Source organism: Natronospirillum operosum (assembly GCF_004768465.1).
Classification (GTDB): Bacteria; Pseudomonadota; Gammaproteobacteria; order Pseudomonadales; family Natronospirillaceae; genus Natronospirillum; species Natronospirillum operosum.
Window position 1 is genome coordinate 436,127 of record NZ_SRMF01000002.1, and the last position, 25,310, is coordinate 461,436.

At 62.4% G+C, this 25,310-nt stretch carries 21 protein-coding genes; 9 read left to right on the forward strand and 12 right to left on the reverse strand.

Translation table 11 applies throughout. The annotated features are described in order from the left end of the window. Nucleotides 1–26 precede the first annotated feature (26 nt). The 6 genes from E4656_RS08430 to E4656_RS08455 all read right to left on the reverse strand — a co-directional run bounded on the left by E4656_RS08430 (nucleotide 27) and on the right by E4656_RS08455 (nucleotide 6,159). Nucleotides 27–692, reverse strand: a complete 666-nt coding sequence (locus E4656_RS08430) for a LutC/YkgG family protein (protein ID WP_135482754.1) — start codon at nucleotides 690–692, stop codon at nucleotides 27–29. After that, nucleotides 689–2,107 carry a LutB/LldF family L-lactate oxidation iron-sulfur protein gene (locus E4656_RS08435; RefSeq protein WP_240753940.1) on the reverse strand — a complete coding sequence of 473 codons (1,419 nt, stop codon included), beginning with the start codon at nucleotides 2,105–2,107 and terminating at the stop codon, nucleotides 689–691. Before E4656_RS08435 ends, E4656_RS08430 begins: the two co-directional genes overlap by 4 nt. Continuing rightward, the gene (locus E4656_RS08440; RefSeq protein ID WP_135482755.1) at nucleotides 2,104–2,874 is read right to left on the reverse strand and encodes a (Fe-S)-binding protein; all 771 of its coding nucleotides are present in this window, start codon (nucleotides 2,872–2,874) and stop codon (nucleotides 2,104–2,106) included. Before E4656_RS08440 ends, E4656_RS08435 begins: the two co-directional genes overlap by 4 nt. An 8-nt stretch (nucleotides 2,875–2,882) precedes the next feature. Further along, complete coding sequence (locus E4656_RS08445; protein ID WP_135482756.1) at nucleotides 2,883–4,253, reverse strand: TRAP transporter large permease; 1,371 nt, start codon at nucleotides 4,251–4,253, stop codon at nucleotides 2,883–2,885. Nucleotides 4,254–4,255: 2 nt separating this feature from the next. Beyond that, on the reverse strand, nucleotides 4,256–4,924 hold the full coding sequence (locus E4656_RS08450; RefSeq protein ID WP_240753941.1) for a TRAP transporter small permease subunit: 669 nt from the start codon (nucleotides 4,922–4,924) through the stop codon (nucleotides 4,256–4,258). Nucleotides 4,925–5,055: 131 nt separating this feature from the next. Continuing rightward, nucleotides 5,056–6,159 carry a TRAP transporter substrate-binding protein gene (locus E4656_RS08455; protein WP_135482757.1) on the reverse strand — a complete coding sequence of 368 codons (1,104 nt, stop codon included), beginning with the start codon at nucleotides 6,157–6,159 and terminating at the stop codon, nucleotides 5,056–5,058. A 496-nt stretch (nucleotides 6,160–6,655) separates the two neighbouring features. On the opposite strand from E4656_RS08455, the gene E4656_RS08460 reads away from it, so the two are divergent. From E4656_RS08460 to cydC, 5 genes are all read left to right on the forward strand, one after another. Then, nucleotides 6,656–7,417 carry an FCD domain-containing protein gene (locus E4656_RS08460; RefSeq protein ID WP_135482758.1) on the forward strand — a complete coding sequence of 254 codons (762 nt, stop codon included), beginning with the start codon at nucleotides 6,656–6,658 and terminating at the stop codon, nucleotides 7,415–7,417. A 217-nt stretch (nucleotides 7,418–7,634) separates the two neighbouring features. Continuing rightward, on the forward strand, nucleotides 7,635–9,035 hold the full coding sequence (locus tag E4656_RS08465; protein WP_135482759.1) for a cytochrome ubiquinol oxidase subunit I: 1,401 nt from the start codon (nucleotides 7,635–7,637) through the stop codon (nucleotides 9,033–9,035). A gap of 1 nt (nucleotide 9,036) precedes the next feature. Continuing rightward, on the forward strand, nucleotides 9,037–10,038 hold the full coding sequence (gene cydB, locus E4656_RS08470) for a cytochrome d ubiquinol oxidase subunit II (protein WP_135482760.1): 1,002 nt from the start codon (nucleotides 9,037–9,039) through the stop codon (nucleotides 10,036–10,038). Nucleotides 10,039–10,057: 19 nt separating this feature from the next. Next, entirely contained in the window at nucleotides 10,058–11,770 is a 1,713-nt protein-coding gene (cydD, locus tag E4656_RS08475) for a thiol reductant ABC exporter subunit CydD (protein WP_135482890.1), read from the forward strand. Next, nucleotides 11,757–13,430, forward strand: a complete 1,674-nt coding sequence (cydC, locus tag E4656_RS08480; protein ID WP_135482761.1) for a thiol reductant ABC exporter subunit CydC — start codon at nucleotides 11,757–11,759, stop codon at nucleotides 13,428–13,430. The genes cydD and cydC overlap by 14 nt, the downstream gene beginning before the upstream one ends. A 12-nt stretch (nucleotides 13,431–13,442) precedes the next feature. On the opposite strand, the gene E4656_RS08485 is transcribed toward cydC, so the two are convergent. From E4656_RS08485 to E4656_RS08500, 4 genes are all read right to left on the reverse strand, one after another. Continuing rightward, on the reverse strand, nucleotides 13,443–13,769 hold the full coding sequence (locus E4656_RS08485; RefSeq protein WP_135482762.1) for a hypothetical protein: 327 nt from the start codon (nucleotides 13,767–13,769) through the stop codon (nucleotides 13,443–13,445). 60 nt (nucleotides 13,770–13,829) lie between these two features. Next, nucleotides 13,830–14,801 carry a hypothetical protein gene (locus E4656_RS08490; protein WP_135482763.1) on the reverse strand — a complete coding sequence of 324 codons (972 nt, stop codon included), beginning with the start codon at nucleotides 14,799–14,801 and terminating at the stop codon, nucleotides 13,830–13,832. Between the two features lie 268 nt (nucleotides 14,802–15,069). Beyond that, nucleotides 15,070–16,227: a glycerate kinase gene (locus E4656_RS08495; RefSeq protein ID WP_135482764.1), complete on the reverse strand. Its 1,158-nt coding sequence runs from the start codon at nucleotides 16,225–16,227 to the stop codon at nucleotides 15,070–15,072. Nucleotides 16,228–16,302: 75 nt separating this feature from the next. Beyond that, nucleotides 16,303–17,250, reverse strand: a complete 948-nt coding sequence (locus E4656_RS08500) for a sensor domain-containing diguanylate cyclase (protein ID WP_135482765.1) — start codon at nucleotides 17,248–17,250, stop codon at nucleotides 16,303–16,305. A gap of 191 nt (nucleotides 17,251–17,441) precedes the next feature. Here E4656_RS08500 and E4656_RS08505 point away from each other — a divergent pair, with 191 nt between their 5' ends. Further along, on the forward strand, nucleotides 17,442–18,269 hold the full coding sequence (locus tag E4656_RS08505) for an HAD family hydrolase (protein WP_135482766.1): 828 nt from the start codon (nucleotides 17,442–17,444) through the stop codon (nucleotides 18,267–18,269). After that, nucleotides 18,266–19,960 (forward strand): VRR-NUC domain-containing protein, encoded by a 1,695-nt coding sequence (locus E4656_RS08510; protein ID WP_135482767.1) that lies wholly within the window; start codon nucleotides 18,266–18,268, stop codon nucleotides 19,958–19,960. Before E4656_RS08505 ends, E4656_RS08510 begins: the two co-directional genes overlap by 4 nt. Nucleotides 19,961–19,998: 38 nt before the next feature. Here the strand turns inward: E4656_RS08510 and thiI are convergent, their stop codons facing one another. Continuing rightward, entirely contained in the window at nucleotides 19,999–21,492 is a 1,494-nt protein-coding gene (thiI, locus tag E4656_RS08515) for a tRNA uracil 4-sulfurtransferase ThiI (RefSeq protein WP_135482768.1), read from the reverse strand. Nucleotides 21,493–21,622: 130 nt separating this feature from the next. Between thiI and E4656_RS08520 the strand changes: the two genes are divergently transcribed. Both E4656_RS08520 and E4656_RS08525 read left to right on the forward strand, forming a co-directional pair. Then, on the forward strand, nucleotides 21,623–24,007 hold the full coding sequence (locus E4656_RS08520) for an ATP-dependent DNA helicase (RefSeq protein ID WP_205849150.1): 2,385 nt from the start codon (nucleotides 21,623–21,625) through the stop codon (nucleotides 24,005–24,007). A 97-nt stretch (nucleotides 24,008–24,104) separates the two neighbouring features. Continuing rightward, on the forward strand, nucleotides 24,105–24,491 hold the full coding sequence (locus E4656_RS08525; RefSeq protein ID WP_135482769.1) for a diacylglycerol kinase: 387 nt from the start codon (nucleotides 24,105–24,107) through the stop codon (nucleotides 24,489–24,491). Between the two features lies 1 nt (nucleotide 24,492). Here E4656_RS08525 and E4656_RS08530 read toward each other — a convergent pair whose 3' ends face one another. Next, nucleotides 24,493–25,260 carry an META domain-containing protein gene (locus tag E4656_RS08530; protein WP_167855985.1) on the reverse strand — a complete coding sequence of 256 codons (768 nt, stop codon included), beginning with the start codon at nucleotides 25,258–25,260 and terminating at the stop codon, nucleotides 24,493–24,495. Between the last annotated feature and the right edge of the window lie 50 nt (nucleotides 25,261–25,310).

Here is a 25,310-nt window from a genome sequence, read left to right on the forward strand (position 1 = left end):
CTCCCCCAGTCTGACCCGGTTATTGTTTATTGGCGTACCAGTACGAGAAGTTCTGCCGGCCCATGCACCCCATAAGCCAGTGTCTGTTCGATATCCGCTGTTTTCGACGGCCCGGAAATCAGCAATGCATTGGCCGGCATGCCTGCTGCCCAGTCCTGCTCGCGCAGCAGTTCCAGCCAGTTGCTGTAAATACGATCGGCATCCAGCACCGCGATATGGATGGGCGGCACCAGGCTCATCAACCGGGGCTGGTCGGCATCCGGCCACAGGACCAGGCTGCCGGTTTCGGCAATGCCACCCAGAGTCGAGGTCAGGGCCGCATCCACTTCACTGAACAGTTCAGGCTTCCAGGCCTCGATGGGTCGATCATAGGCGCGCAGTTCGGGCCCCTTGTTGCCGGTCGCCGCAGTCCAACCGGCGCGCAGGGTCTGCCCCACCTCATGCTGACGCGGCGCCAGCAGCGTGCTGATTTCGCGCTGCTGCAGCCACCCGACCAGAGGCGTCAGCCAGTCTTCGCGCGGCACTCGCATGACCTCGCCATGCACGGATTCGATTTGCTGCCGGAACAGGTCTAGACGCTCCCCGGCGGACCACTGACGCCGGGTCAGTACGGAAAAATCGGGCTGTTCGGACGCGGGCACGGCTGCCTTGCGCTGGCGCAAGCGGCCCAGTATCTGTTCGCGGGCACTCATGAGCTACCACCATCGCGCCGCGCCATGCGGGCATGCAGGCTGTCACTGGCCAGCACCGGAGCCGTGCGATGCCGAGTCCAGGCGCCAAGGCGCCGCGGCTGCAGAAAGCGCAGCCGTTGCGCCAGAGCAAGGCCAAAGCGATACAGCGCCGGTCGGGCGTGCCCCCAGGCCCAGAGCCGCCACACCAGGGCTTCCAGGCGGCGGCGCTTGACGCCATGGCCGCGCACGACGGAGGGGTTCAGTTTGTCACCGTCCACCGCCTCGCGGCGCAGGCGCACCAGCAACTGCGGGATGGGGATCTTCACCGGACAGACTTCGCCACAGGCACCGCAGAGCGAGGACGCCGAAGGCAGGTCCTGTGTCTGTGCCAACCCCTGCAGGTGGGGCATCAGTATCTTGCCGATAGGCCCGGGATAGGTGGTGCCATAGGCGTGACCGCCCACCCGGGTGTAGACCGGACAATGATTCATGCAGGCCCCGCAGCGTATGCAGCGCAGCGTTTCCAGCAATTCATCGTCTTGCCAGATCTCCGAGCGGCCATTGTCGACCAGCACCAGATGCACTTCGCGCGGGCCATCGAGATGACCCTCCGGCCGCGGGCCGGAGATCATGTTGAAATAGGTGGTGATATGCTGCCCGGTAGCCGAGCGAGTGAGCAGTGCCAGCAGCGGTGCGACATCTTCCAGGCCACCCACCACCTTCTCAATGCCGGTCACGGCGATATGCACCGGAGGCACAGTGGTGGTCAGGCGGCCATTGCCTTCATTCTCTACCAGACACAGGGTGCCGGTCGCGGCGACGGCAAAATTGACGCCGGAAATGCCGACATCCGCCTGCATGAATTTTGTCCGCAGTTGCTGGCGGGCAGCGCTGGTCAGGTAGGGCACATCCCGGCGCGGCTCGGTGCCGGTTTTCGCATGCATCAGGTCCGAGATTTCGCCGGTGTTCTTGTGGATCGCCGGCATGATGATATGGGATGGCGTCTCCTCGGCAAGCTGCACAATGTACTCGCCCAGGTCCGATTCCAGCGCCTCGATGCCTGCCCCGGCGAGATGATGGTTGAGCTCCATCTCTTCCGACACCATCGACTTGCCCTTGATCACATGTCGCGCCTGGTGCTGCTGACACAGCTCCGTGATCACCTTGCAGGCCTCTTCGCCATCGCGCGCCCAGTGCACCCGAATGCCATTACGCTCGCAGTTGGCTTCCAGCTGTTCCAGCAGGTCCGGCAACTGGCTCAGCGCGCGCTGACGCACTGCGGCCCCCAGAGTGCGCAGTTCTTCCAGTTCCCAGCCCTCGAACGCGGCCGTGCGCTTGCCCATGAGCCCATCCATGGCGTTGCGGAAATTGGCCCGAATCTGTGGATCGGCCAGGGACGCCCGGGCTCTGGTGTGAAAGGTGGGCTCAGCCGTCACCTGGAGTCCTCCGCTGCAGGATGAGTGCGCCGCCACAGAAAGCTGGCGATATGCTCACCCGACAAGGGCTGCTGTTCCTTTCTGGCATGGCCGTCGATATTCATCAGGCAGCCACAGTCGGTGGTGGCAAACGCCATTGCACCGGTAGCACTGAGGGCCTGCACCTTGTCACTGACCATGGCCGCAGAGACCTGCTCATGACGTACCGCAAAGGTGCCGCCGAAACCACAGCACTCGGTGGCCCGTTCCGGCTCGACCAGTTCCACATTGTCCAGTTGCTGCAGCAAGGCCGGGCCGGCATCGGCCACCCGCATTTCGCGCCGGGCCGAGCAGGAGGTGTGCAGCGTTACCCGCATGGGCTCGCCCAGGTCCTGCAACCTTATCTGGCAGACATGCAGCAGAAAATCGGTCAGTTCCCAGATGCGTTCGGCTACCGCCTGTGCCTGCTCAGCTCTGGCGGTACCCGCGAACAGCTGCGGATAATGCTCGCGCATCATGCCGCCGCAGGAACCGGAGGGCACCACTATGGGCCAGTCACCGGGGAACAGGTCAAGCTGGGCCTCGGCTACCTGCCGCGACTGATCATGATAACCGGAGGTATAGGCAGGCTGTCCGCAACAGGTCTGGCCCTGCGGATAGATGACCTCGATGCCTTCGCGCTCCAGCAACCGGATGCCGGCCATGCCGGCGTCCGGATAGAACATGTCAATCAGGCAGGTGCCGAAGAAGTAGACCTTCTCCGGTTTGGCCGGATACAGCTTTGCCATCACTCCTCCTATCGGCGGCCGAATACTTCAGCTGGCAGCCAAGTGGCCAGCGGTGCGTACCAGAAAATCAGCAGCAGAGCGATCAACTGCAGCACTATGTAGGGCGCCACACCCTTGTAGATATCCGTCGTCACGATCCCGGGCGGACAGACGCCCTTGATGTAGAAGAGCGCAAAGCCGACGGGTGGCGTCAGGAACGACGTCTGCAGACAAACGGCGAACAGGATAGCGAACCACACCGGGTCCACGCCCAGGCTGAGCACGACCGGCGCCACCAGTGGCAGCACGATCAGTGTGATCTCTACCCAGTCCAGGAAGAAGCCGATCAGGAAGGTCACCAGCAAGATCACCAGCACGGTGCCGGTCACACCGAACGGCAGACCGAGAATGGCATTACGGATCACGTCATCACCGCCATGACTGCGCAGTACAGCAGCATAGATGGTGGCGCCAATGAAAATGCCGAAAATGAAGGCCGTCGTGCGACTGGTCTGGTACAGCGCCTGCTTGAAATTGGTCAGGTTGAGACGCCCATAAAGAAGTGCCAGCAGGGTAGCACCCAGCGCCCCGATACCCGAGGCCTCGGTGGTGGTGGCCACGCCGGTGAAGATCGAGCCCAGCACCAGCACGATCAGCGCCAGTGGCGGCACCACCGAAATCAGCACATCCAGGAATGCCCGCAGATCGACCGGTTCACGGTTGGCTGGCGCCGGTGCAAACTCCGGCTTCATATATGACCGGATCAGAATATAAAGAATATACATGCCAGCCAGCATCAGTCCCGGAATCACCGCGCCCATGAACAGGCGACCTACCGATGCTGCCGGCGTGCCCATGCGATCCGCCATCAGGACCAGCATGATGCTGGGCGGTACCAGGATGCCCAGGGTGCCCACCGAGCAGGCCGTACCGACCGCCAGCGTCTTGTCATACTTGGCTTTCAGCATGGGGCCGATCGAGAGCATGCCCAGCAACACCACCGAGGCACCGATGATGCCGGTAGAGGCCGCCAGCAGCACACCGACAATGACCACAGTCACCGCATAGCCGCCGCGCAGACCGCCGAACAATCGAACCAGGCTGTCCATCAGTTTTTCGGCAATACCGGACTTGTCCAGCATGATGCCCATGAAGATGAACATGGGCAGCGCCACCATCAGCTCGTTGGCCACAACGCTGTAGATGCGCCGATCCAGTACGCCCATGGAGCCGCGCCAGTTGAACCAGATATCGGCATTGAAGGATTCCACCATGACATGACCAATCACGGCGAACAGCAAGCCGATGCCCGCCAGCGACCAGGCTACCGGAAAACCGGCCAGCAACAGCATCATGAAGGAGCCGAACATCAACAGGACCATCAGGGTTTCAATGGACATGATCAGGCTCCTCCCGACGATTGTTCAGCATTGTCAGAAACCGGCCCCCGACCGTGCGGCCAGAAAGGCCGCGGGAAACCGAACAGGAACGAAATACAGCGCAGTGCGCGCGAGGCAAAGGCCAGCATCAGAAGAGTAAAGCCGAGCGGCATGGCGCCCTTGATGATGAAGCGGTTGGGCAGCCCGCTGGGCGCCTGCGAACGCTCACCGGACACATAGGAGCGCATGGCATAGGAGTAGGTTTCTTCCAGTACAATCCAGAATACCGGCATGGCCAGCAGGACCAGAGCAAGCAGTTCAATCCAGGCCCGCGTTTTCAGGCTGAAGCGCTCGCGCAGAAAATCAACCCGAACATGATCATCGGTGACCACGGCATAGCTGAGCGAGAGCAGCATGGCAGCACCAAAGAAGTGCCAGGAGAGCTCTTCCAGAGCGATGGAACCTCGACCGAACATGAAACGGTCCACCACGTTGATGGTGATCACCGCTATGGTGGCCACCCACAGCCAGGCAGCCAGTTGTCCGATAAAGCGGATCACGGCATCGACCGGGCGGGAAATGATATTGGTAGGCAGATCCTGCCGGGCTTCCACAGCCCCGGGAACAATTGCCTGAACCATTTCTTCAGGCGTCCGTTCTTCCGGTCTCCTGTTATGATTCTGTTCCGACATGTGAGGTCTCCTGGTCTGTTCGCACGCAGACCCTGCACTGCTGACATTGAATTCAATGATAAGCCGGACGGCCCTTTCGGGCCGCCCGGCTCGCGGTTGGAGCGGCCGTTAGCCACTCACTGCGGTGTTACTTATTCGGCGACTCCGCCGTAGTAGGACCGCGGCAGATGGCCCTTGTCGTGCCATACACCATGCACCTGCATCCATTCACGCTGGCTTTCCAGAACCCGGGCAAACATCTCGTCACCCGCGGCAATCTCGTCCAGTGTTGTATTGGTCACTTCTTCCAGCTCTGCCAGGATCTCTGGCGAGAGCACCTGCAGGTTCACACCGTCAGCCTCGAAGTCATGCATGGCCTGCGGGTTCTCCCACTCGGACTCGGAGAAGCCGAACAGAGTAGCAGAACGGCAGCCCACCTCGATCTGCGCGCGGGTCAGGTCAGACAGGTCTTCCCAGGCTTCCGTGTTGATCAGCAGGTGAGAGGTTGTGTAAGTCTGGTGCCAGCCGGGCAAAATGTAGTTCTGTACGATGTCGGCGACGCCCAGAATACGGTCAACCGCAGGCGCGGAGAACTCCATAGCATCGATCACGCCACGGTCCATGGCCTGGTAAAGTTCACCACCTGGCAGCATGGTCACGGAAGCGCCCAGCTTCTCCATGACCTGCCCGCCGATACCGGCAAAGCGGATACGCAGGCCATCGATCTGATCAAGCGAATCGAGCGGTTCGGCAAACCAGCCGGCAGCTTCCGGGCCGATCACACCACACAGCAATGCAGTCACACCATAGGGCTCATAGACTTCCTGCAACAACTCATCGCCACCACCGAAGTAGTGCCACGCCATGAATGCCGGTGGCTCCATACCAAACGGAGGGCCTGCAAGCAGCGGCAGCACGGGAATACGGCCCTGATCATAACCCAGCCAGGTGAAACCGGCATTGAACTGACCTTCAGATACCGCATCGAGAATCTCGAAGGGCGGAATCAGCTCATCGGGCTCATAGTAGCGCATGTCGATGTTGCCACCGGAAATGGTGCGCACGGTTTCGGTCATGTGCACGATGGGGGTACTCAGACCAACCCAGTGCGACGGGAAAGCAATGGGCACCTGCCAGCGCACACGCTCCTGAGCGGTGGCGGTGGTAGACAGGGCAAGCCCGGTGACAAGAGCGGCGGTGGTAACGGTAGCCGTTACTGCCTTGATGGACTGACGCAGCGGATTGCGGTTGAACATGAGTTTCCTCCTGCTTTCTTATTGTTGTCTTCTGTACAGTGGCTCCAGCAGAGAAGCCTGCTGACAGAAGCCAAGGATGACGGGATCCTGGGGCGGTCCGCCTGTTAACACTGTTGTCTTGATTCGTGTGTCGTTCGCGTATTTCGTTTTTGTCGTTGTTTTTAGCCAACCTAAATTGGTAAGACCATTTTCCAAATGATCTGACCGCAGATTAATTCCCCACCAGAGCAGAGTCAACCTCTGAGCCTCTATTTCTTTCTCAGAACCTCTTTATTCAGGCTATATATGACTGAAAATGCCCATATATCAGGCACTTGCACAGACCTGAAACAACGACCCGAACCTGCACCCATTCTGGTCTTACCAATTATTTTGACCCCTTACAAGCTGGAAAAGCAGCAGCTGTGGTAAACTGCTTGCCAATTGACAGGGGCTGCTGGCCAGTACATACAGGCGAAGCAATGGGTAGCAGCGGCGACAAAACAGGAGCAGTCAGATGACCTACTCACCAGTGCGTCCGCAGCGTGTCGCAGACGTGGTCATGGGCCAGATCGAATCCATGATCCTGGAAGGCAGTCTGAAGCCGGGGCAAAAGCTGCCTACGGAAAGGGAACTCGCCAAACAGTTCGGAGTATCACGCCCGTCGCTGCGTGAAGCCATTCAGAAGCTGGCCGCGCGGGGCCTGCTGGTCAGCCGCCAGGGCGGTGGGACCTATGTGAGTGTGGAGATTGGCGCTGCCTATGCCGACTCGCTGATGGAAATGTTCGGCACTCATCCTGAGTTTCACTACGACCTGCTCGAATTCCGGCACGCGCTGGAAGGTATCTCGGCCTATTATGCAGCCCTGCGCTCCACCCAGGCCGACAAGGACATTCTGCAGAAACGCTTCGATAATCTGGTGGCCACCTATGACGCCATGGACCCGGAACTGGAAGCCGAGGCCGACGCTGCCTTCCACCTGACCATCTGCGAAGCGGCACACAATGTGGTACTGCTGCATACCATGCGCGGCCTGTTCAGCCTGTTGGAGCGCAGTATCGTGGACAACCTGTCCAGCCTGTTCGAGCGCCCCGAGTCACGCGGCAAGCTGTCCGAGCAGCACCGCGCGCTGCTGGAAGCCATCCTGGAGGGTGACGCCGAACGCGCCCAGCAGAAATCGCATGAGCATCTGGTCTTTGTGGAAGACAGCCTGCTCGAACTCTCCAAACGCAAGACGCGGCTGCACCGGGCGTTGCGGCGGGTCCAGTCCGAGCTCTGAGTCGCCCTTTCCGGAACCGCCGACGCTGATTTGGCAATACCCCCATGTAAGTAGACTTTGGCATTCCTTGACCTGGATCAAGTGCGCTCGACCCGCCTCGTCTATTATACTCTCCAGTGTTTTCGGGGGACCCGTCGGCCTGTTATCAGACCCTGCCCCATGAGGCCTGCATTATGCTGACGAGGTCAGACCACTCACTTTCCTTCCGGAGCCTTCGATGGAACTCGATCCTCTCCTGCTATCCCGCATACAGTTCGGGTTTGTGGTGTCTTTTCACGCCATTTTTCCCGTGTTTACCATTGGCCTGGCGTCCTATATCGCCGTCCTGGAAGGCCTGTTTTTCAAGACCCGAAACCCGGTCTGGGAAAAGCTGGCCCGCTTCTGGACCCAGGTCTTCGCCGTGGTGTTCGGTATGGGGGTTGTCACCGGTATCGTGATGGCCTTCCAGTTCGGCACCAACTGGAGCAACTTTTCGCAGGCCTCCGCCAACTTCCTGGGCCCCGTACTCAGTTATGAGGTGGTGACCGCCTTCTTCCTGGAAGCCACCTTCCTGGGTGTGCTGCTGTTCGGTCGCAACAAGGTACCGCGCGGAGTGCATCTGTTTGCCGCCGTCATGGTGGCTGTTGGCACCTTTATCTCGTCGTTCTGGATTCTGTCGGCCAACAGCTGGATGCAGACCCCTGCCGGCGTGGAGTTCCGGGACGGGGCGGTCTTCGTCACGTCCTGGATGGAAGCCCTGTTCAACCCGTCCTTCCCGTACCGATTTGCGCACATGGTCATGGCCTCCTTCCTCACCGGCGGCTTCGTGGTGGCCGGTGTCAGTGCCTGGTATCTGCTGCGCAAACGGGAAGTGGAAGCCAACAGGAAGGCCCTCTCCATGTGCCTCTGGATGCTGCTGTTCTTCGCCCCGGCACAGGCCTGGGTCGGTGATCTGCATGGTCTCAACACACTGGAATACCAGCCGGTTAAGGTGTCGGCGATGGAAGGCCTGTGGGAGACGGATACCAATGTACCCCTGCTGCTGTTCGCCATCCCGGATCAGGCCAACCAGACCAATCATCTGGAAATCGGCATTCCGAACCTGGCCAGCTTCATCCTGACGCATGACTGGGCCGGCCAGGTGCCGGGCATGAATGAAGTGGCGGTGGAAGAACAGCCGCCCGTGGGCATCGTGTTCTGGTCCTTCCGCATCATGGTCAGCATCGGCCTGCTGATGATTGCCTTTGCGCTGGCCGGGCTGGTCCTGCGTCGCGGTGGCCGATTTGCCGAAACGCCCTGGTTCCTGAAGGGCCTGACGTACATGAGCATCACGCCCTTCATTGCCGTCGTGGCCGGTTGGTTTGTCACCGAGGTGGGTCGTTACCCCTGGCTGGTCTGGGGCGAAATGACGCTGGCCGAGGGCCTGACGCCGTCCCTGACCGGGGGCATGGCCCTGTTCACACTGATCGGCTATGTGCTGGTGTACGCGCTGGTGTTTGCGGCCGGCGTCTACTACCTGATGCGCATTTTCCAGGTCGGCATGGAAGACACCCATACCGGTGACCACATAGACGAGCCGCACAGTGCCAAGCGGCCCTGGTCCGGCGCTGATGTCACACTGGAAGCAGGAGGACGTTGAGATGGAATTGATTGATCTGGCTTTGATCTGGGCCCTGATAATCGGCTTTGGCATCATCATGTATGTATTGATGGACGGCTTTGACCTCGGGCAGGGCATCCTGTTTCCGTTTGCCCCCGACGAAGACGCCCGCGATGTGATGATGAACTCGGTCGCCCCGGTCTGGGACGGCAATGAAACCTGGCTGATTCTCGGTGGCGCTGGCCTGCTGGCTGCGTTTCCGCTGGTATACAGCGTGTTCCTGCCGGCCCTGTACATCGGTGTCTTTCTGATGCTGACCGGCCTGATATTTCGCGGTATCGCCTTCGAGTTCCGTTTCAAGGCGCGCACCTCCAAGTACCTGTGGAACTGGGCCTTTGCCGGTGGCTCCATCCTGGCCTCGTTTGCGCAGGGGGTGGTGGTCGGCAACTATATCCAGGGCTTTGCGGTCGAAAACGGTGTCTTTGTCGGTGGTCCCTTCGACTGGCTGACGCCCTTTACCGTGCTCACCGGGCTCGGTCTGCTGGCCGGCTATGCGCTGCTGGGCAGCACCTGGCTGATCATGAAGTCCGAAGGCTACATCCAGGACTGGGCGTACAAAATCACCCTGCCCCTGCTGGGTGCCGTGCTGGCCGTGTTCGTGATCATCAGCATCTGGACGCCGTTCGTGAACCCGGCCGTGTGGGACCGCTGGTTCTCCAACATCCAGATTATCTGGGTGCTGCCCGCCATGACCGCCTTCTTTGCCTGGGTACTGTTCCGCTCGGTGCAGAAGCGTCAGGACGGCATGCCGTTCGTCGCCACCATGGGTATCTTCGTGTTCACCTTCCTCGGTCTGGTGGCGAGCAAGTGGCCCTATGTGGTACCGCCCGACTACACCATCTACGACGCGTCCTCGGCCTGGGAAAGCCAGCTCTTCCTGCTGCTGGGTCTGCTGTTCGTCATCCCCATCGTGCTGGCATACACCGCCTGGACCTACTGGGTATTCCGCGGCAAGGTGAAGGCAGGCGTTGGCTACCACTGAACCCGATCCTGCAGATGCAATGACACCCCGGCGCTGGCTTGACCGCCAGCGTCGGCTGGATCAGGGGGCGGGCCGCCTGGCCATTCTCGCCGGTCTGCTCAACGGCCTGTTGATTGTGGTGCAGATGGCGCTGATCGCCTGGCTGGTGCAGGCTGTCATTCTGCACCGGACTGAGCTGACCACACTGCTCTGGCCCCTGTTGTTGCTGCTGCCCGTACTGGCAGGACGTGGCCTGACCCAGGCCTGGCAGGAGTCTGCCGGGCATCGGGCCAGCAGCCATATCCGGGCCGCCGTGCGCCTGCGCCTGATGCAGCGCTGGGCCGCGCTGGGGCCGGTGCGGCTGGCGGGCGCCTCACCGGCCGGGCTGGCCAGCCAGGCGGTGGAACAGGTAGAGGCGCTGGACGGCTATTACGCCCGCTTTCTGCCGCAGATGTGGGTCTGCGTCCTGATCCCCCTGCTCATACTGGGGGTGTACGTCTGGCTGGACTGGCTGGCGGCGCTCTTTCTGCTGCTGTCTGCCCCCCTGATTCCAATGTTCATGGCCCTGGTCGGCATGGGCGCAGAGAAACTCAACCAGCAGCATTTTGCGCTGGTACAGCGCCTTGCCGGGCATTTTGTCGACCGGGTACGCGGGCTTACCACGCTGCGTCTGTTCGGTCAGACCCGGGAGGCCGTGCGCCAGGTCGCGGCGGCGGCCGATCAATACCGGCTGCTCAACCTGCGCACCCTGCGCCTGGCATTCCTGTCTTCTGCCGTGCTTGAATTCTTCGCTTCGGTGGCCATTGCCGTCATTGCCATCTATATCGGCTTCGGCCTGCTGGGCTATATCGACTGGGGCCCGGCCCCGGAGCTCACGCTGTTCAGCGGGCTGTTCATGCTGTTGCTGGCCCCGGAGTTCTTTCAGCCGCTGCGTACCCTGGCGCAGCACTATCATGACCGGGCGGCGGCACTGGGCGCAGCGGAACATCTGATGCCGCTGCTGCTCGCCGAGGATCAACCGCAGGCCGGGAGCGCCGAGACCACGGACGCAGCGCTGCGCACAGATGACATCCGTGACCCAACCCGACCGGCCATCGACATCGCTGACCTCCACTTCGGCCATCCGGGGCGGCGGGCCGTGCTGGACCGGTTCAGTCTCAGAGTCCAGGCCGGTGAATTTGTTGCTCTGGCCGGCCCTTCCGGCAGCGGCAAGTCGACGCTGCTGCAGCTGATTGCCGGCTTCATCCACCCCGATGCCGGGACCATCACTGTCTTCGGTGATGTGCCCGGGCGGCTGCGCCTGGCCTGGATGGACCAGCGCCCCTGTATTGTTCAGGGCAGTTGGGCCGACAATCTGCGCCTGACCAGCCCGGAAGCCACCGCCGAACAGATGCGGGCGGCACTGGCCCATGCCGGTCTGGCACCACTGCTGGCAGCCCAGCCCGACGGCATCGACAGCCCCGTCGGCGAAGGCGGCCGCGGGCTTTCCGGTGGCCAGGCTCGGCGCCTGGCACTGGCGCGCGTGTTTCTGTCCGCCTCGCCGCTGGTACTGCTGGATGAGCCTACCACGGGTCTGGATGCAGACAGCGAAGCCCATATCATCCAGGGCTTGCAGGCCCTGGTGGACGAGGGGCGGACCCTGATTGTCGCCACTCACCATCCGCACCTGCTGGCCGCCGCCCAGCGTATCGTGACCCAGGGGCGCGCCACTGCCCCGGCAACCGGAGGCCCGGCATCCGATGAAACGCTCTGATCACAGCATTCTGGCCCCCTGGCTGAAGCTGATTCTGCAGCAGCAGCGCCGGCTTTGGATCGGCGCCGCGCTGATGCTGCTGACCGTGGCCTCGGCCATCGGGCTGCTGGCCGTCTCCGGCTGGTTCATTACCGCCACCGCGCTGACCGGTCTGCTGCTGGCCGCCGGGGTGGCAGCCACACTGGATATCTATGTACCCGGTGGGGCCATTCGCGCCTTCGCCCTGAGCCGCACCGTGGCCCGCTATCTGGAGCGGCTGTACAACCATGACACCGTACTGCGCCTGCTGGCCGAGCTCCGCACCGCCGCCTTTGCACGACTGACCCGACTGGACGGCACCCGCCTCGGGCGGCTGCGCGCCGCTGAATGGCTGAACCGGCTGACCGCCGACATCGATACGCTGGACAACCTCTACCTGCGCCTGCTGGCGCCGCCCCTGGTCACCGCCGCCGGTATTGCGCTGGTGGCCGGCCTGATCATGATCTTTCTGCCCGCAACCGGGCTGATCATTGGCCTCGGCCTGAGCTGCCTGTTGCTGGCTCTGACCTGGGGCCTGGCCCGCCGCAGCCGCGCCGCCAGTGCCGAACTGTCAGCGCGCCTGGAACAACTGCGCGTTACCAGCATCGAACAGTTGCAGGGCCTGAGCGAACTGACTGCCTATGGCATGCTGGAGCGCCATCAGGTCGAACAGCAGCGGCACGAGCAGTTGCTGCAACAGCGCCAGCATCAGGTAGCACGGCAGATTGCGTGCGCCAATGGTCTGGCCACAGTGGGTGTGCAGAGCGCCGTGGTGCTGAGTCTGATTGCTGCCTTGCTGGCCTTCAATGCCGGCCAGATAACCGGCCCGGTGGCCGTCATGCTGCCACTGGCCGTGATGGCACTGGGCGAGGCCTTCGCCCTGCTGCCCAAGGCCTTCGGGCACTGGGGCGCCACGGTCGCCGCGGCGGCCCGGCTGAACGAGGATACGGCAGTCCCGGAGGCCGGACCGGCTGCCACGGTTTCAGTGCCGGACCGGCCGCATATCCGCCTGCAGCAGGTCAGCCTGCACTACCCGGTCAACCCGCACTTGCCGGCGCTGCAGGCGTTCGATCTGGAACTGCCCTTCGGCGCCCAGGTCGGGCTGATCGGCCCCTCGGGCAGTGGCAAATCGACCGTGGCGCAGTTGCTGGTTGGCCTGCTGCAACCCACTGCAGGCCAGATCACCGTCAATGACACCGACCTGAGCGCGCTTGCCGAAGCGCAGTGGCTGGCACGTATCGGCTACCTGACCCAGCAGACTGATCTGTTCAATGAGTCCGTGGCCAGCAACCTGCTCCTGGCCTGCCCGCAGGCCAGTGATGCCGACCTCTGGGCAGCGCTGCATCAGGTGGGTCTGGATACGCTGGTGCAGGAACTGCCCCGGCAGCTGGACACCCCGGTGGGAGAAACCGGCCGGCAGTTTTCCGGTGGCGAGGCCAGGCGCCTGGCCCTGGCCCGACTGCTGCTGAAAGACCCCGCGATCGTGGTGCTGGATGAGCCCTTCAGCGGCCTCGACCGATTTACCGCCGACGGCATTCGTCAGGTGCTGGCCGCCTGGCTGCCGGGCAAGACACTGCTGGCGCTGGGGCATGACGAAACCGCCCTGCCGACCGTGGACAGAATCGTGCACCTGTCTTCCTAGTGTCCTGTCTGGTCAATACAGGAAAACGGCACCTGACCGGGTCAGTTCCGGGCTCGGAAGCGCTGCATTGCCACCAACGCCAGCGGCTGTCCCGAATTCCCAGGGATCGCCCACCGCCAGGGTGTCACCATCGGCGGAGAGTGCAACAGCGCTGCCAAAGCTGGCGTTCTCACGGGGGTGGTGCGCCTTGAAATAACCCACTGCGTCGGTGACCCCGAAGGCGCCCCCCGGTCGTGTCACGTCACTGCCTCCGCCCGAGGTATCACAGGCTGTCAGCAGGAGCAGAAAGGCCGCCACCAGCACCACTCGCATTCCGAGTAAAGAGCAATCCTTGATCATGTTGTTTCCTTGCATGCAAAACGATTATCGATATGAAACTGACGAGCCTGCTATCCCGTTTCAGGGCTCGGGCAGTTCATGGCGATGGATGGAACTGAAAGCGGCCTCGGGGTATGGGAAGCCCTCCTTTTCAACCGGGGCGCTGTGGGCGAAAATGCGGTACTCGACGATGTCGGAGGTGAAATACTCCTGCTCCGGGTTGCCGGGGCGCCCCCACCAGATCAGATCATCACGGCTGAAGGTCAGCTCCAGAGCCTGGCCATCGGCAGCGATATTCAGGTCTTCCACGCGGTATTCTTGCGTTTCGCCAAGGGGACGCAGTTCCTTGTCCTCTTCCTCCAGGGCGCTGTAGACCACAATGTGAAACGAATGCACACGCGGATCCTCGTAACTGACATCCAGAGTGACCCTCTCCGGGGTGATATCCTTGATGGTCCCGGAGACCAGGCCCAGAGTTCGGATATCGGTCGGGGTCGAATCCTGATACTGCAACGCCTCGACATGGTCAGCACTGCTGTCGGCATCCTCCGGCGGTACATCCAGGGTCAGATCAAGCAGATGAACGCCCCCGTCCCGGTCGGTGACACGGATCTGCCAGCCATCGAGCTGCAGTCGCTGGTACACATCCGGACCGCCACCCCAGGATGCTGGCCTGTACAGGTGATTGGAGTAGAACACGCCGTCGCTGTAGTACATATCGTTGGCGTGCGGACCAACCAGAATGGCGGTATCGGTCAGATGGCTCCATTCTTCCCGTTCCGGATACCAGGCCTCGATGGAGTGCACATCGTCCGGCAGGTTCTCTCCGGCAACGGCAACCTGGAACTGGAGTGTGTAGTAGAACTCGTCAGGATAGAGTTCGTGATAGTGATTGCTCACAGACTGAACCTGAGTGCGCAGGCCAACCACATTGATGTCGGCATCAGTCTCGGCACTGGAGTTATTGGCAGTGGAGGAACTCGAGTTACAGCCCGTTGTCAGAACGAGCACGGTCATTGCCGCCGCCAGGGCCGGCAAGCTTCTAAAGTGCATAATCTATCATCCTTAATGGTTCGCCCAGCTTCTTGTTGGGAGCCCGGAAATCCCTGTCCGGAAGGACGGGCGGATAATGGGCAAAGAGAAGCTATCAAGAGTTCTCAGGGCCTATCAAGGAAGGAATGTAACCGATTACATAAAGTGCGAGGAAGATCACAATTTTGGCATTATCAGGCTGCTGTCCTGAATTAATGCAGTAGGCTGGCATTGAATAAGACTACTTTTGAATACTTTTATTGAACTTGTCGAATCACCAACAGGATTGTCAGGAATCATTTGGAAGCGTCAGTTGACGCCCCAGTGCCATCAGCCGCGCCGCCTGTTCTGCAGTGCGAGCCAACCATTCCGGCGCCAGCACCAGCGCCGTGTCCAGATCGGTCGGGCGCTGCACCGCACCCAATACCACGACAAAACCCTGCTCCATCAGTACCCCGGTGTCATCGGCCAGGCTGCCGCCCAGACCGATCACCGGCACACCGGCTGCGGCCGCCAGGCGCGCCACCCCGGCTGGCGTCTTGCCCTGCAGGGTCTGGCTGTCCAGGCGCCCTTCGCCGGTGACCACCAGATCGGCGCCCTGCAGCCGCTCCGCCAGACCCACTGCAGCCATGATCAGATCAATACCCGGCTTCAGGTTGGCACCCAGGGCGCCCATCAACGCAGCCCCCATGCCACCGGCAGCACCCGCACCAGGGCTGTTGATAACGGCACGTCCGGTGGTGGTTTCCAGCAGGGCCCCATAATGAGCCAGCCACTTGTCGAGCTGTTCGACCATGGCAGCATCCGCACCCTTTTGCGGCCCGAACACGGCACTGGCACCGGTGTCGCCCAGCAGCGGATTGGTCACATCACAGGCCACTTCCAGTTCACACTGGCGCAGACGCGGGTGCAGCCCGCCGAAATCCATCGAGGCCAACCGCGCCAGACCGGCCGCACCCGGGCCTATGGGTTCACCCTGAGCATCATCCAGCCGCGCGCCCAGAGCCTGCAGCATGCCGGCGCCGCCATCGTTGGTGGCCGATCCGCCGATGCCCAGAATCAGGCGCTCAACGCCCTGTTCCAGTGCCGCCAGCATCATTTCACCGGTGCCCCTTGAACTGGTCAGGCGGGGGTCTCGGCGCCCCGGCGGCACGCGCTGCAAGCCGGAGGCCTCGGCCATCTCGAGCACCGCCGTCCGCCCGTCACCGAGCAGGCCAAAGCGTGCCTGCACCGGCTTACCCAGCGGGTCGGTCACCGACGCCTCGCACCAGTTGCCACCGGTAGCGTCCAGCAATGCCTGTACCGTGCCTTCGCCGCCATCGGCCAGCGGCAACAGCTCATAGTTCGCCTGTGGCCATACGCTGCACAGGCCGGCCTTGATGGCCTGAGCGGCTTCCAGAGCGGTCATGCTTTCCTTGAACGAATCGGGGCAAATGACTATGCGCATGATGAACACACTCCGACGGGCTGCGTACAGGGCAACATGCACGGATTGTACCGCCAATGGCGGCAACCGGTCGTATCAGTCATCGTCCTCCAGGCCTCGAACCTGATTGCGCCCGGCCTGTTTGGCCCGGTACAGCGCCCGATCCGCCTGCCCGATCAGGCGCTCAACACTGCCCACATCGACCTGCATCGCCTCGGCGACGCCCACACTGATACTGACCACACCTGCCGACGCACCGCGATGGGGCAGCGCGGCCTCGGTCAATTGATTGCGAATCCGCTCGGCAATGCGCATGGCCTCATGTACCGAAGTCGCATGCAGCAACACCAGAAATTCTTCGCCCCCGATGCGCAGCGGGTAGTCCCCCTCGTCGCGCAGACTGGACAGAATAATCTCTGCTACGCGCTTCAGACATTGGTCACCCGCCAGGTGGCCATAAAGGTCGTTGTAGCTCTTGAAATCATCGAGATCAATCATCAATGCCGACACTCCCTTGCGGTGGCCGGCCGTTTCGAGCAGCGCCGTCAGACGCTCCAGAGCACGCCGATTGCCCAGCCCGGTCAACGGATCCGTTTCGGCTTCGACCATGGCGCGCAGATAGTCCTGGCGCAGGGAGGACACCGTTGCCTTGGAGGAGGTGATTTCCACGCCGACACCCAGCAGGCCGACGTCCGGAATCAGGGTTTCGGTCATCTGAATCCAGCGCCCGCCGGTCAGATCAATTTCAAATTCCCGGTAGGGCAATCGCCAGCGCCGCTCATTGGCTCGTGCAAGCCAGAGCTCCACATCCTCGGCTTCTATATTGAGGCCATCTGCTGCCTGATGATTGCGGCGAATGATGTCGCTCCAACTGAGCAGTTCGTCTGCGCCCAGCCTGGTCAGGTCCCGGTAGGTCTGATTGCCGTATATCAGCATGTCGTGCTGATCAAACAACGACACAACAACGCTGGAACGCCCGAACAGCAGTTCCATGGTGTTGACCAGTTCCTGCTTGCGGTCTGCCTGCACGATGATCCTCTCCAACCACTGGCCCGCCTGATACCCGGAAAATACGGACCCTATCCAGTTATAGAGCAATTGTCAGGCCCCTGCATCATCAAAGTCAGGCAGGGGTAATCTGCTCTGTTTTATCGTCACCCGGGATCGCAATCCGGCCATGGTTGCAGTACCTTATCGGCAACGGCAATGGTCAACACCGACAATGGGGACACGGCATGGATCTGGTGGTTTTTGATCTGGATGGCACACTGCTGAACCAGCAACAGCGCATATCCGACTATACCCGGGATACCCTGCACCGCCTCGGTGAGCGCCACATTGCCTATACCATTGCCACCGGCCGCACGCTGCATGCCGCGCGCCCCTGTCTGACGGGACACGATTTCACCCTGCCGCATGTCTACAAGAACGGGGTCATCATATGGGACCCCCGTCAGAGCCAGTACCGACACCCGAACTTTCTGACCGCCGAAGAAATCGACGCCGTACTGCATGCCTTTGCCGACCAGCAGATGACACCCTTTGTATGCACGCTGGAGGACAATGACCAACCCGCCATCTATCACCCCGTCATCAGTGATCCCATGGGCGAACACCTGTACGGCGAGCTGCTCCGCCATCATCCGGAAGTGCCCATGCGGGATCTGAGTGCACTGCATGATCGCTCCCGTATCACCAACATCAGTGCGCTGGGCCCTCAGGCAGCGGCTGATGCCATCGGCCTGCGCCTGGTCGACATGGACCATCTGGTGGCCTATGCCGGCGAATCCATCTACAACCCGGGCTGCGCCTGGATGGACATTCACCACAGCGCGGCCAGCAAGGGCAGCGCATTGGAGGTCCTCAAGACAGAACTGGGTTTCGAGCGCATCATCTGCTTCGGCGACAGCGACAATGATGTCAGCATGTTCAGCCTGGCCGATGAAAGCTATGCCCCGGCCAATGCCACGGATGATATCAAGAGCCGAGCCACAGCGGTAATCGGACACCATGATCAGGACGGCATTGCCCGCTTTCTGCGTGAGCGTTTCAATCTGGAATGACCCGCCGCGAGATCACCGTACGCCCGGAACTGAGCGACCCGCTGTATTACCTGCGCAACTTTCATTTTGTGCTGGACTGGGTCGTGCGCCGGTACCCGGACCTGCTTGCGGCCGCCGAACAGCACTTCATCGAAACCCTGCGCCGACTGCCCGAGCCCTCGCAGGCCCTGCTGGTGCGCATGGTAATGCGCAAGGGCGACTGCTTTCGGGCTGACCGGCTGACCTACCCAGAGATAGGCGACACTGAACAGGCCGCAGAACCGCTGCTCCGCAGCGGCCTGCTGACACTCAACCCGGCAGTAGACATCAGTCAGTTGAGCCGGCAACTGACCCGGCCTGAATTGCTGGCTCTGGCTATTCGGCTCGCCGACACCCACGAGGATCTGCCCCGGCCCGGCGCCAGTGCACGCAAGCGCGACCTGGTCGCGGCGCTGGCTCAGCTGTATCCGGAGCCGCGCGCCTGGTCAGACTGGTGGCCACAGGCGCCGACCACGCTGTATGGCCTGGCAGTAATGGATCTTTGCGAACGCCTGCGGCTTATGTTCTTCGGCAACCTGCGTCAGGAGTGGTCCACCTTCGTGCTGGCCGAGCTGGGCCTGTTCCGCTATGAAACCGTGCCCTTCGATGATGCGGCCCGGCCCTTTGCCCGCCGGGCCGAGGTGGATGCCTGGCTGTGTCTGCACCAGTGCCGGGAGCGTCTGGAACAGGGCGAGCCGCCGGCCGACATACTGCGCGACATCCCGGCTGACCTGCCCGGCAGTAACTGGCTGTCGGCCCGCCGCGACCGCGTCCTGTACCGCCTGGCCTATCGATTTGAACGCAGCGGCGACCTGCAGACCGCAGCCCGCCTCTACGCCGACATTGCCGTGCCCGAGGCCCGACCGCGCCTGATTCGGGTGCTGGAGCTGCAGGGGCAGGTGAAAGCAGCCGTAAGCCTGCTGGATCAGGTGCTGGCCGCACCGGACAATGAGGCCGAACAGCAACAGGCCGCCCGCATGGCAAAACGACTCAGTCGCAAAGCCGGGCAACCACCACCGGCACAACCCGCGGCGCCCGGCTGGACCGAACAGACGATACAGCTGCCACTGGCAGGCAACCGGGTGGAGGCACAGGTCACAGACCACCTGCAGACCCCGGATGCCCCCGTATACTGGGTCGAGAACGGCCTGATCAACAGCCTGCTTGGCCTGCTGTGCTGGCCGGTCATCTTTGCGCCGCTGCCCGGGGCCTTCTTCCATCCGTTTCAGAGTGCGCCGGCTGATCTGACCCGACCGGAATTCTACCGCCGCCGCCAGGACGGGTTCGAGCAGGCCCTGGCCCTGCTGACTGCAGGCGACTATCAGGCGCGGATCTGGCACTACTGGCACAGCCGACAGGGTGTGCAGAACCCCTTTGTGCACTGGGGTCTGATGACGCGTCCTCTGCTTGAACTGGCCCTGGCCTGCCTGCCACCGACACACCTGGAACTGCTGTTTCGGCGCATCCTGTTCGACGTCAAGGCCAACCGCAGCGGCCTGCCTGATCTGGTGCAGTTCTATCCCGCCGCGCACAGCTACCGGCTGCTTGAAATCAAGGGCCCGGGTGATCGTCTGCAGGACAACCAGATCCGCTGGCTGCAATACTGCGCCAGGCATGAGGTACCGGCAGAAGTGCTCTATGTGCAGTCGGATTCTGAAACGCTGTTCGATTAGGACTATACTGACGCTGGAGATGGCCGGTCATGACATCGTCAAGGCGTAGCGCCTTCCTTGGCCAGTACCAGAACACCCACGCTGGCCACGCCCTGATCGGCCAGGTGCAGCGCCTGCATGCGGCTCATGACCCCGCGCTCACAGTAGAGCAGCCAAGTGGTGTCGGCAGCGAGCTCACCGGCGCGGCTCTGCAGCTCATAGAACGGGATGACATCGACCGGCAGGCCTGCCGATTGCAGCGGTGCCACAGAGCGCTCGTGCTCCGGTCGGATATCGACAATGCGCACCGGGCCGGGCCGCGCCTGTGCCTGTTCCATGTCCAGCGTCAGCAACTCGCCGGACACCAGAGGCGGCGCCTTCTCCAGCCGATCTATACGGGTCGATACCGCCTGTTCCCGCGCGTTTTCCAGCACCGAGAAATCAAAGGGCACCTCGGCCGCCTCTATATCAGCGCGCCGGACACGGATATTGGGCCGCCGCGAGATCACTCCGCAGTATTCGGGCATGCTCTCGGCATAGGGCGCGGTACCGATACGGCGCGCCTCGTCGATGATGGTCTGCTTGTTCTCCGTGATCACCGGGCGCAGCACCAGTTGATCGGTCACCTGATCAATCACCTTCAGGTTGGTCAGGCTCTGGCTCGACACCTGGGCCACCGCATCACCGGTCACCAGCGCCGGAATCTGCCAGTGCTCAGCAAACTGACTGGCCACGCGCAGCATCATGCGCTTCAGCACCACCCCCATCAGGCCGTCCGGAATGACGCGCAGAATTTCCGCCACCACGGGCTCGAACGGTACCGAGGTAAAAAAGACCTTGTGCGAACGTCCGTACTGACGCCACAGATGCAGCACCACTTCCCGCACCCCGGCTTCATGGGCCGGACCGCCCAGATTGAAGAACAGGAAATGCGTGCGCGCTCCGCGCGTCATCATGCGCCAGGCGGCCACCGGGGAGTCGAAACCGCCGGAAATCAGCGCTAGCGCATTCTCCTGGGTACCCAGCGGATAGCCCCCAACACCCGGCCAGCGCCGGGTAATCAGCAGCAGCCGCGTGTTCTTCAGTTCCAGTGTCAGGGTGACCTCGGGGCGGGTCAGGTCGACCGTAGCATCCGGCACGGCGGCCAGCACCTGACCGCCCAGATAGCGTTCCAGCTCCGAGGAGGTGAATGCATGGTCCCCGCGGCGCTTGACGCGCACACAGAAACGCTTGCCGGCAACCTGATCAACCCAGTAAGGCAGAACCTGGCGGGCGATCTGTTCCGGTGACTCGCCACGCAATTCTTCCACGGCCAGAATTTCATGCAGGCCGGGAATACGGCCCAGTGCCGCCTCCACCCGGTCGCGCCCTATAGCCGCCAAGGTTTCACTCAGGTGCACTTCCAGGCTGTCGAAGCCGCCCTGCACGCGCGCCTGAGGGTCATCGAGCTGGATCACCATGCGCACATTGTGACGCAGGCACTTGATCATGTGGTCCCGCACCGATTTGGACTTGATGGTGATTTCCGGATGGAGCTTGATGAGATAATGCATGAACAATTCGTGTGGCTCATCCATCGCACGACTCGGTATCCGTCGTGCCAGCCAGCCTCTGCAAAAAGGGACGGCATTTTACCGATTCGATCACCCTGACGCAAAAACTGTGCTCAGGTATGCTGTCACCATGACCGAGCTTCCCATTGCAGCCAGTACTCCACCCGCTGACGAACCCGCCGTTGAGGCGCCGTCACTGTGCTTCCGGGTGGGCATCCGGGCACTGTGCGATTTCTGTGACCGCTATGGCGACCTGGATCTCCGCTTTACGCCGGCGCCGACCGCCGAGCAGGGTCAGGCCGGGCACCAGGTCATGGGTCAGCGCCGCGCCCGAACGCACGACCTGGAAGTGAGCGTGACGCGTGAACTGGTACTCTCCGGAGTCCGCCTGCAGTTGCAGGGCCGGGTTGATGCACTCGACAGCCAGGCCCGCTGCGTCGAGGAGTTCAAGACCCACCGCGGTGACCTGAGTCGGCAGGGCGCCAACCAGCGCACCCTGCACTGGGCCCAGGTGCAGACCTACGGAGCGCTGCTCTGTCATGAACGGGACTGGGACGAGATCACCCTGCGCCTGATCTATTTCAACATCGACGACCAGCAGGAAACCCAACTCAGCGAACAGTGGACCGCCGTCGAGCTGGAAGCGGCGTTGCTGGCGCGTTGCCACCGCTTCGTCGACTGGGCGCGCCGCGAGGCCCGGCACCGCAGTCAGCGTGATCAGGGGCTGCGCCGTCTCCGTTTCCCGTTTGCAGAATTTCGCCCCGGCCAGCGGGGTCTGGCCGAATCCGTCTACAAGGCCGTGCATACCGGCCGCACCCTGTTGCTCGAAGCGCCAACCGGGCTCGGCAAGACGCTGGGCACCCTGTTCCCTGCCCTGCGCGCCATGCCCGAACGCCAACAGGACCGTCTGCTGTGGCTGTGTGCTCGTACTTCCGGCCGGGGCCTGGCGCTGGATGGATTGCGCCGCCTGCGCAGCGGCCCCGAGCCTGCGCTGCCAGTACGCGCCCTCGAACTGGTCGCCCGCGAGCGTGCCTGTGAACACCCGGACAAGGCCTGCCACGGTGATGCCTGCCCGCTGGCAGCCGGATTCTATGACCGCTTGCCGGCCGCTCGCCAGGAAGCGCTGACGGCACCGGACTCGACGCCCATGGTGGACTGGCCACTGCTGGACCAGGCACGAGTCCGGCAGGTGGCCTTGCGGCATCAGATCTGCCCCTACTATCTGAGCCAGGAGCTGGCCCGCTGGAGCGATGTCATCGTGGCCGATTACAACCACTACTTTGATCGCAGCGCCCTGCTGCATGCGCTGGCCGTGCAGGAGCAGTGGCGGCTGACCCTGCTGGTGGATGAGGCACACAACCTGCTGGAGCGCGCGCGCAGCATGTACAGTGTCAGCCTGCGCAAACAGGCTCTGCTGACAGCGCGGCAACAGGCACCCGCCCCGGTGCGCCGGACTCTGGATCGACTGAACCGGGGCTGGAATGCACTCCTGCAGCAGGAAGGCCTGGCGGCAGATACCACAGTCCGCGCCGCCCACTATCAGGAGGCAGACCAGGCGCCCACGGTGCTGACCGGACCGCTGCGTCAGTTCCTGCAGAGCTGGAGCGACTGGTTCGCGGACCACCCTGCAGAAGCTCTGCCGGACGTGCAGGCGTTCTATTTCGAGGCCCGGCAGTTCCAGCTTCTGACCGAATCATTCGATACCCACAGTCTGTTCGACATCACATTGCACCCGGGTCGCAACCGGAGTGAACTCTGCCTGCGCAATCTGGTGCCGGCGCCCTTTCTGGCACCACGGCTGGAGACCGGACACAGCAGCATCCTGTTCTCCGCCACGCTGCGCCCCATGACCTACTACCGGGAACTGCTGGGGTTGCCTGCAGGCACCGTGCAGCAGAGCCTGCCGCCGGTGTTCAGACCGGAGCAACTGGAGGTCCGCGTTGCCCGGCAACTGTCGACCCGCTTTCGGGACCGCGCCGCCAGTCTGGACCCCATTGTACAGTGCATGGTCCACCAGTACCGGCAGACCCCCGGCCCCTATATGGCCTATTTCAGCAGCTTTGCCTATCTTGATCAGGTGGCCGACCGACTGGCTGGGGAGGCCCCGGACATCCCCCAGTGGCGCCAGCATGCAGGCATGTCGGAACCCGCGCGGGACGCCTTTGTGGCGCATTTCCGGACCCGCACACCCGGCATTGGCTTTGCCGTCCTGGGCGGCATCTTTGGCGAAGGCATTGACCTGCCCGGAGATCAGCTGCTGGGTGTTTTTATCGCCACCCTGGGGCTGCCGCAGTGGAATGCGGTCAATGAATGTCAGCGCGCGCGCCTGCAGCAGCAGTTCGGCGCCGGCTACGAATTCACCTACCTGTATCCGGGACTGCAACGGGTGGTACAGGCTGCCGGGCGCGTGATCCGCACCGAGACCGATCAGGGCGTGATCTGGCTGCTGGATGACCGCTATGCGAACCCCGACATACAGGCGCTGCTGCCCGCATGGTGGCAACTTAGAGGTTGATTCGACACCAGGCTGTGCAATGCACCCGGGTTGTTGTAATAATCTGCCGGTGTCCGCGCCAGGCACAGTAGTCACAGGAACGTCACGGGAGATCTGCATGAAGAAGGCCGGAGCCACTGGGTTCAGCCGCATCATCAAGGCCACCGGTTATTCCCTGCAGGGGGTACGCGCCGCCTTTCGCAATGAAGCCGCCTTTCGGCAGGAACTGATTCTGGTCGGGGTCGCCGTCGTGCTGGCCGTGCTGGTGGCCGAGACACTGCCCCAATGGCTTCTGCTGGTGGGGTCCGGTCTGCTGGTATTGATCGTGGAGCTGCTGAACTCGGCCATCGAGGCGGTGGTAGACCGTCTGGGCAGCGAATGGCATGAACTGTCCGGGCGCGCCAAGGACATGGGCTCCGCCGCCGTCTTTATCAGCCTCCTGCTGATGGCCCTGACCTGGATTGTAGTGCTCTGGGAAGCCCGCCTGGCCGACCTCCTGCCCTGAGTCAGCGGTCGGAGGCCTGCAGCGCTGCCAGCCAGCGGCCCTCCGCGTCATACCAGTGCCAGGTGTCGCCTTCCAGGCTGCCCCTGACCGCCTCTCTGGTCATGTCCAGAAAGCGGGCTTCAATGTCGGCCGTATTCATGCAGTACATCCGGGTGGTGACCAGGCTGCCGAAAGCCATCTGCTCAGCGGACAGGGTGAGCTGGCCGCCGTACTGATTGCAGCCGGTGGAACCGCTGACGGCATAGTCGCCGGCGGCAGAGTCTTCATCCGCGGTCAGCTTCACCGTGGGCCGGTGCCCATCGGCAAAGCGGTCCAGGCCGAAGCCGTCCAGATGCACCACCGCCCAGACCTGATCCAGCAGCGCCTCGGCTGACTGGCCACAGAACTGCCCAAGTGTCAGTTCCGGAATATCGTCAAAGGTCAGGTGGTACCGTTCCGGGCCCTCCATGGGCGCTGCCCACTCATAGGTGGCCTGGCCCTCGGCCAGCACCCAGGCAGGAGACTCGCCGCGCGCCTCCAGATAGCGGCGCTCGGTCTCAAGCCAGGCGCCGGCCATCCGGACCGGGAACAGCTGGCCGGTGGAACACTCGCGAAATACTGCCGCATCGGCCTGATACATCAGCATCCCGCGACTGTCTGTGGTCATGGCTGAACGGTCTGCCGGCAGGTTCAGCACGGTCGCGCTGTCCTGACCGGCACATCCGGCGAGCAGGCTCAGAGTGAGCAGCAGACCGCTCGCAACAGAGCGAGGAAATGAATTCTGTGGCATGGCAAACCCCGGCATCGCAATCTATCCTTGGTGGTATACGGGTAACAGAA

What these genes read in the sequence shown, in the direction of transcription:
- E4656_RS08430 (WP_135482754.1), bottom strand. Translation starts at nt 692, where the DNA reads ATGAGTGCCCGCGAACAGATACTGGGCCGCTTGCGCCAGCGCAAGGCA.
- E4656_RS08440 (WP_135482755.1), bottom strand. Translation starts at nt 2,874, where the DNA reads ATGGCAAAGCTGTATCCGGCCAAACCGGAGAAGGTCTACTTCTTCGGC.
- E4656_RS08445 (WP_135482756.1), bottom strand. Translation starts at nt 4,253, where the DNA reads ATGTCCATTGAAACCCTGATGGTCCTGTTGATGTTCGGCTCCTTCATG.
- E4656_RS08450 (WP_240753941.1), bottom strand. Translation starts at nt 4,924, where the DNA reads ATGTCGGAACAGAATCATAACAGGAGACCGGAAGAACGGACGCCTGAA.
- E4656_RS08455 (WP_135482757.1), bottom strand. Translation starts at nt 6,159, where the DNA reads ATGTTCAACCGCAATCCGCTGCGTCAGTCCATCAAGGCAGTAACGGCT.
- E4656_RS08460 (WP_135482758.1), top strand. Translation starts at nt 6,656, where the DNA reads ATGACCTACTCACCAGTGCGTCCGCAGCGTGTCGCAGACGTGGTCATG.
- E4656_RS08465 (WP_135482759.1), top strand. Translation starts at nt 7,635, where the DNA reads ATGGAACTCGATCCTCTCCTGCTATCCCGCATACAGTTCGGGTTTGTG.
- cydB (WP_135482760.1), top strand. Translation starts at nt 9,037, where the DNA reads ATGGAATTGATTGATCTGGCTTTGATCTGGGCCCTGATAATCGGCTTT.
- cydD (WP_135482890.1), top strand. Translation starts at nt 10,058, where the DNA reads ATGACACCCCGGCGCTGGCTTGACCGCCAGCGTCGGCTGGATCAGGGG.
- cydC (WP_135482761.1), top strand. Translation starts at nt 11,757, where the DNA reads ATGAAACGCTCTGATCACAGCATTCTGGCCCCCTGGCTGAAGCTGATT.
- E4656_RS08485 (WP_135482762.1), bottom strand. Translation starts at nt 13,769, where the DNA reads ATGATCAAGGATTGCTCTTTACTCGGAATGCGAGTGGTGCTGGTGGCG.
- E4656_RS08490 (WP_135482763.1), bottom strand. Translation starts at nt 14,801, where the DNA reads ATGCACTTTAGAAGCTTGCCGGCCCTGGCGGCGGCAATGACCGTGCTC.
- E4656_RS08495 (WP_135482764.1), bottom strand. Translation starts at nt 16,227, where the DNA reads ATGCGCATAGTCATTTGCCCCGATTCGTTCAAGGAAAGCATGACCGCT.
- E4656_RS08505 (WP_135482766.1), top strand. Translation starts at nt 17,442, where the DNA reads ATGGATCTGGTGGTTTTTGATCTGGATGGCACACTGCTGAACCAGCAA.
- E4656_RS08510 (WP_135482767.1), top strand. Translation starts at nt 18,266, where the DNA reads ATGACCCGCCGCGAGATCACCGTACGCCCGGAACTGAGCGACCCGCTG.
- thiI (WP_135482768.1), bottom strand. Translation starts at nt 21,492, where the DNA reads ATGCATTATCTCATCAAGCTCCATCCGGAAATCACCATCAAGTCCAAA.
- E4656_RS08520 (WP_205849150.1), top strand. Translation starts at nt 21,623, where the DNA reads ATGACCGAGCTTCCCATTGCAGCCAGTACTCCACCCGCTGACGAACCC.
- E4656_RS08525 (WP_135482769.1), top strand. Translation starts at nt 24,105, where the DNA reads ATGAAGAAGGCCGGAGCCACTGGGTTCAGCCGCATCATCAAGGCCACC.
- E4656_RS08530 (WP_167855985.1), bottom strand. Translation starts at nt 25,260, where the DNA reads ATGCCACAGAATTCATTTCCTCGCTCTGTTGCGAGCGGTCTGCTGCTC.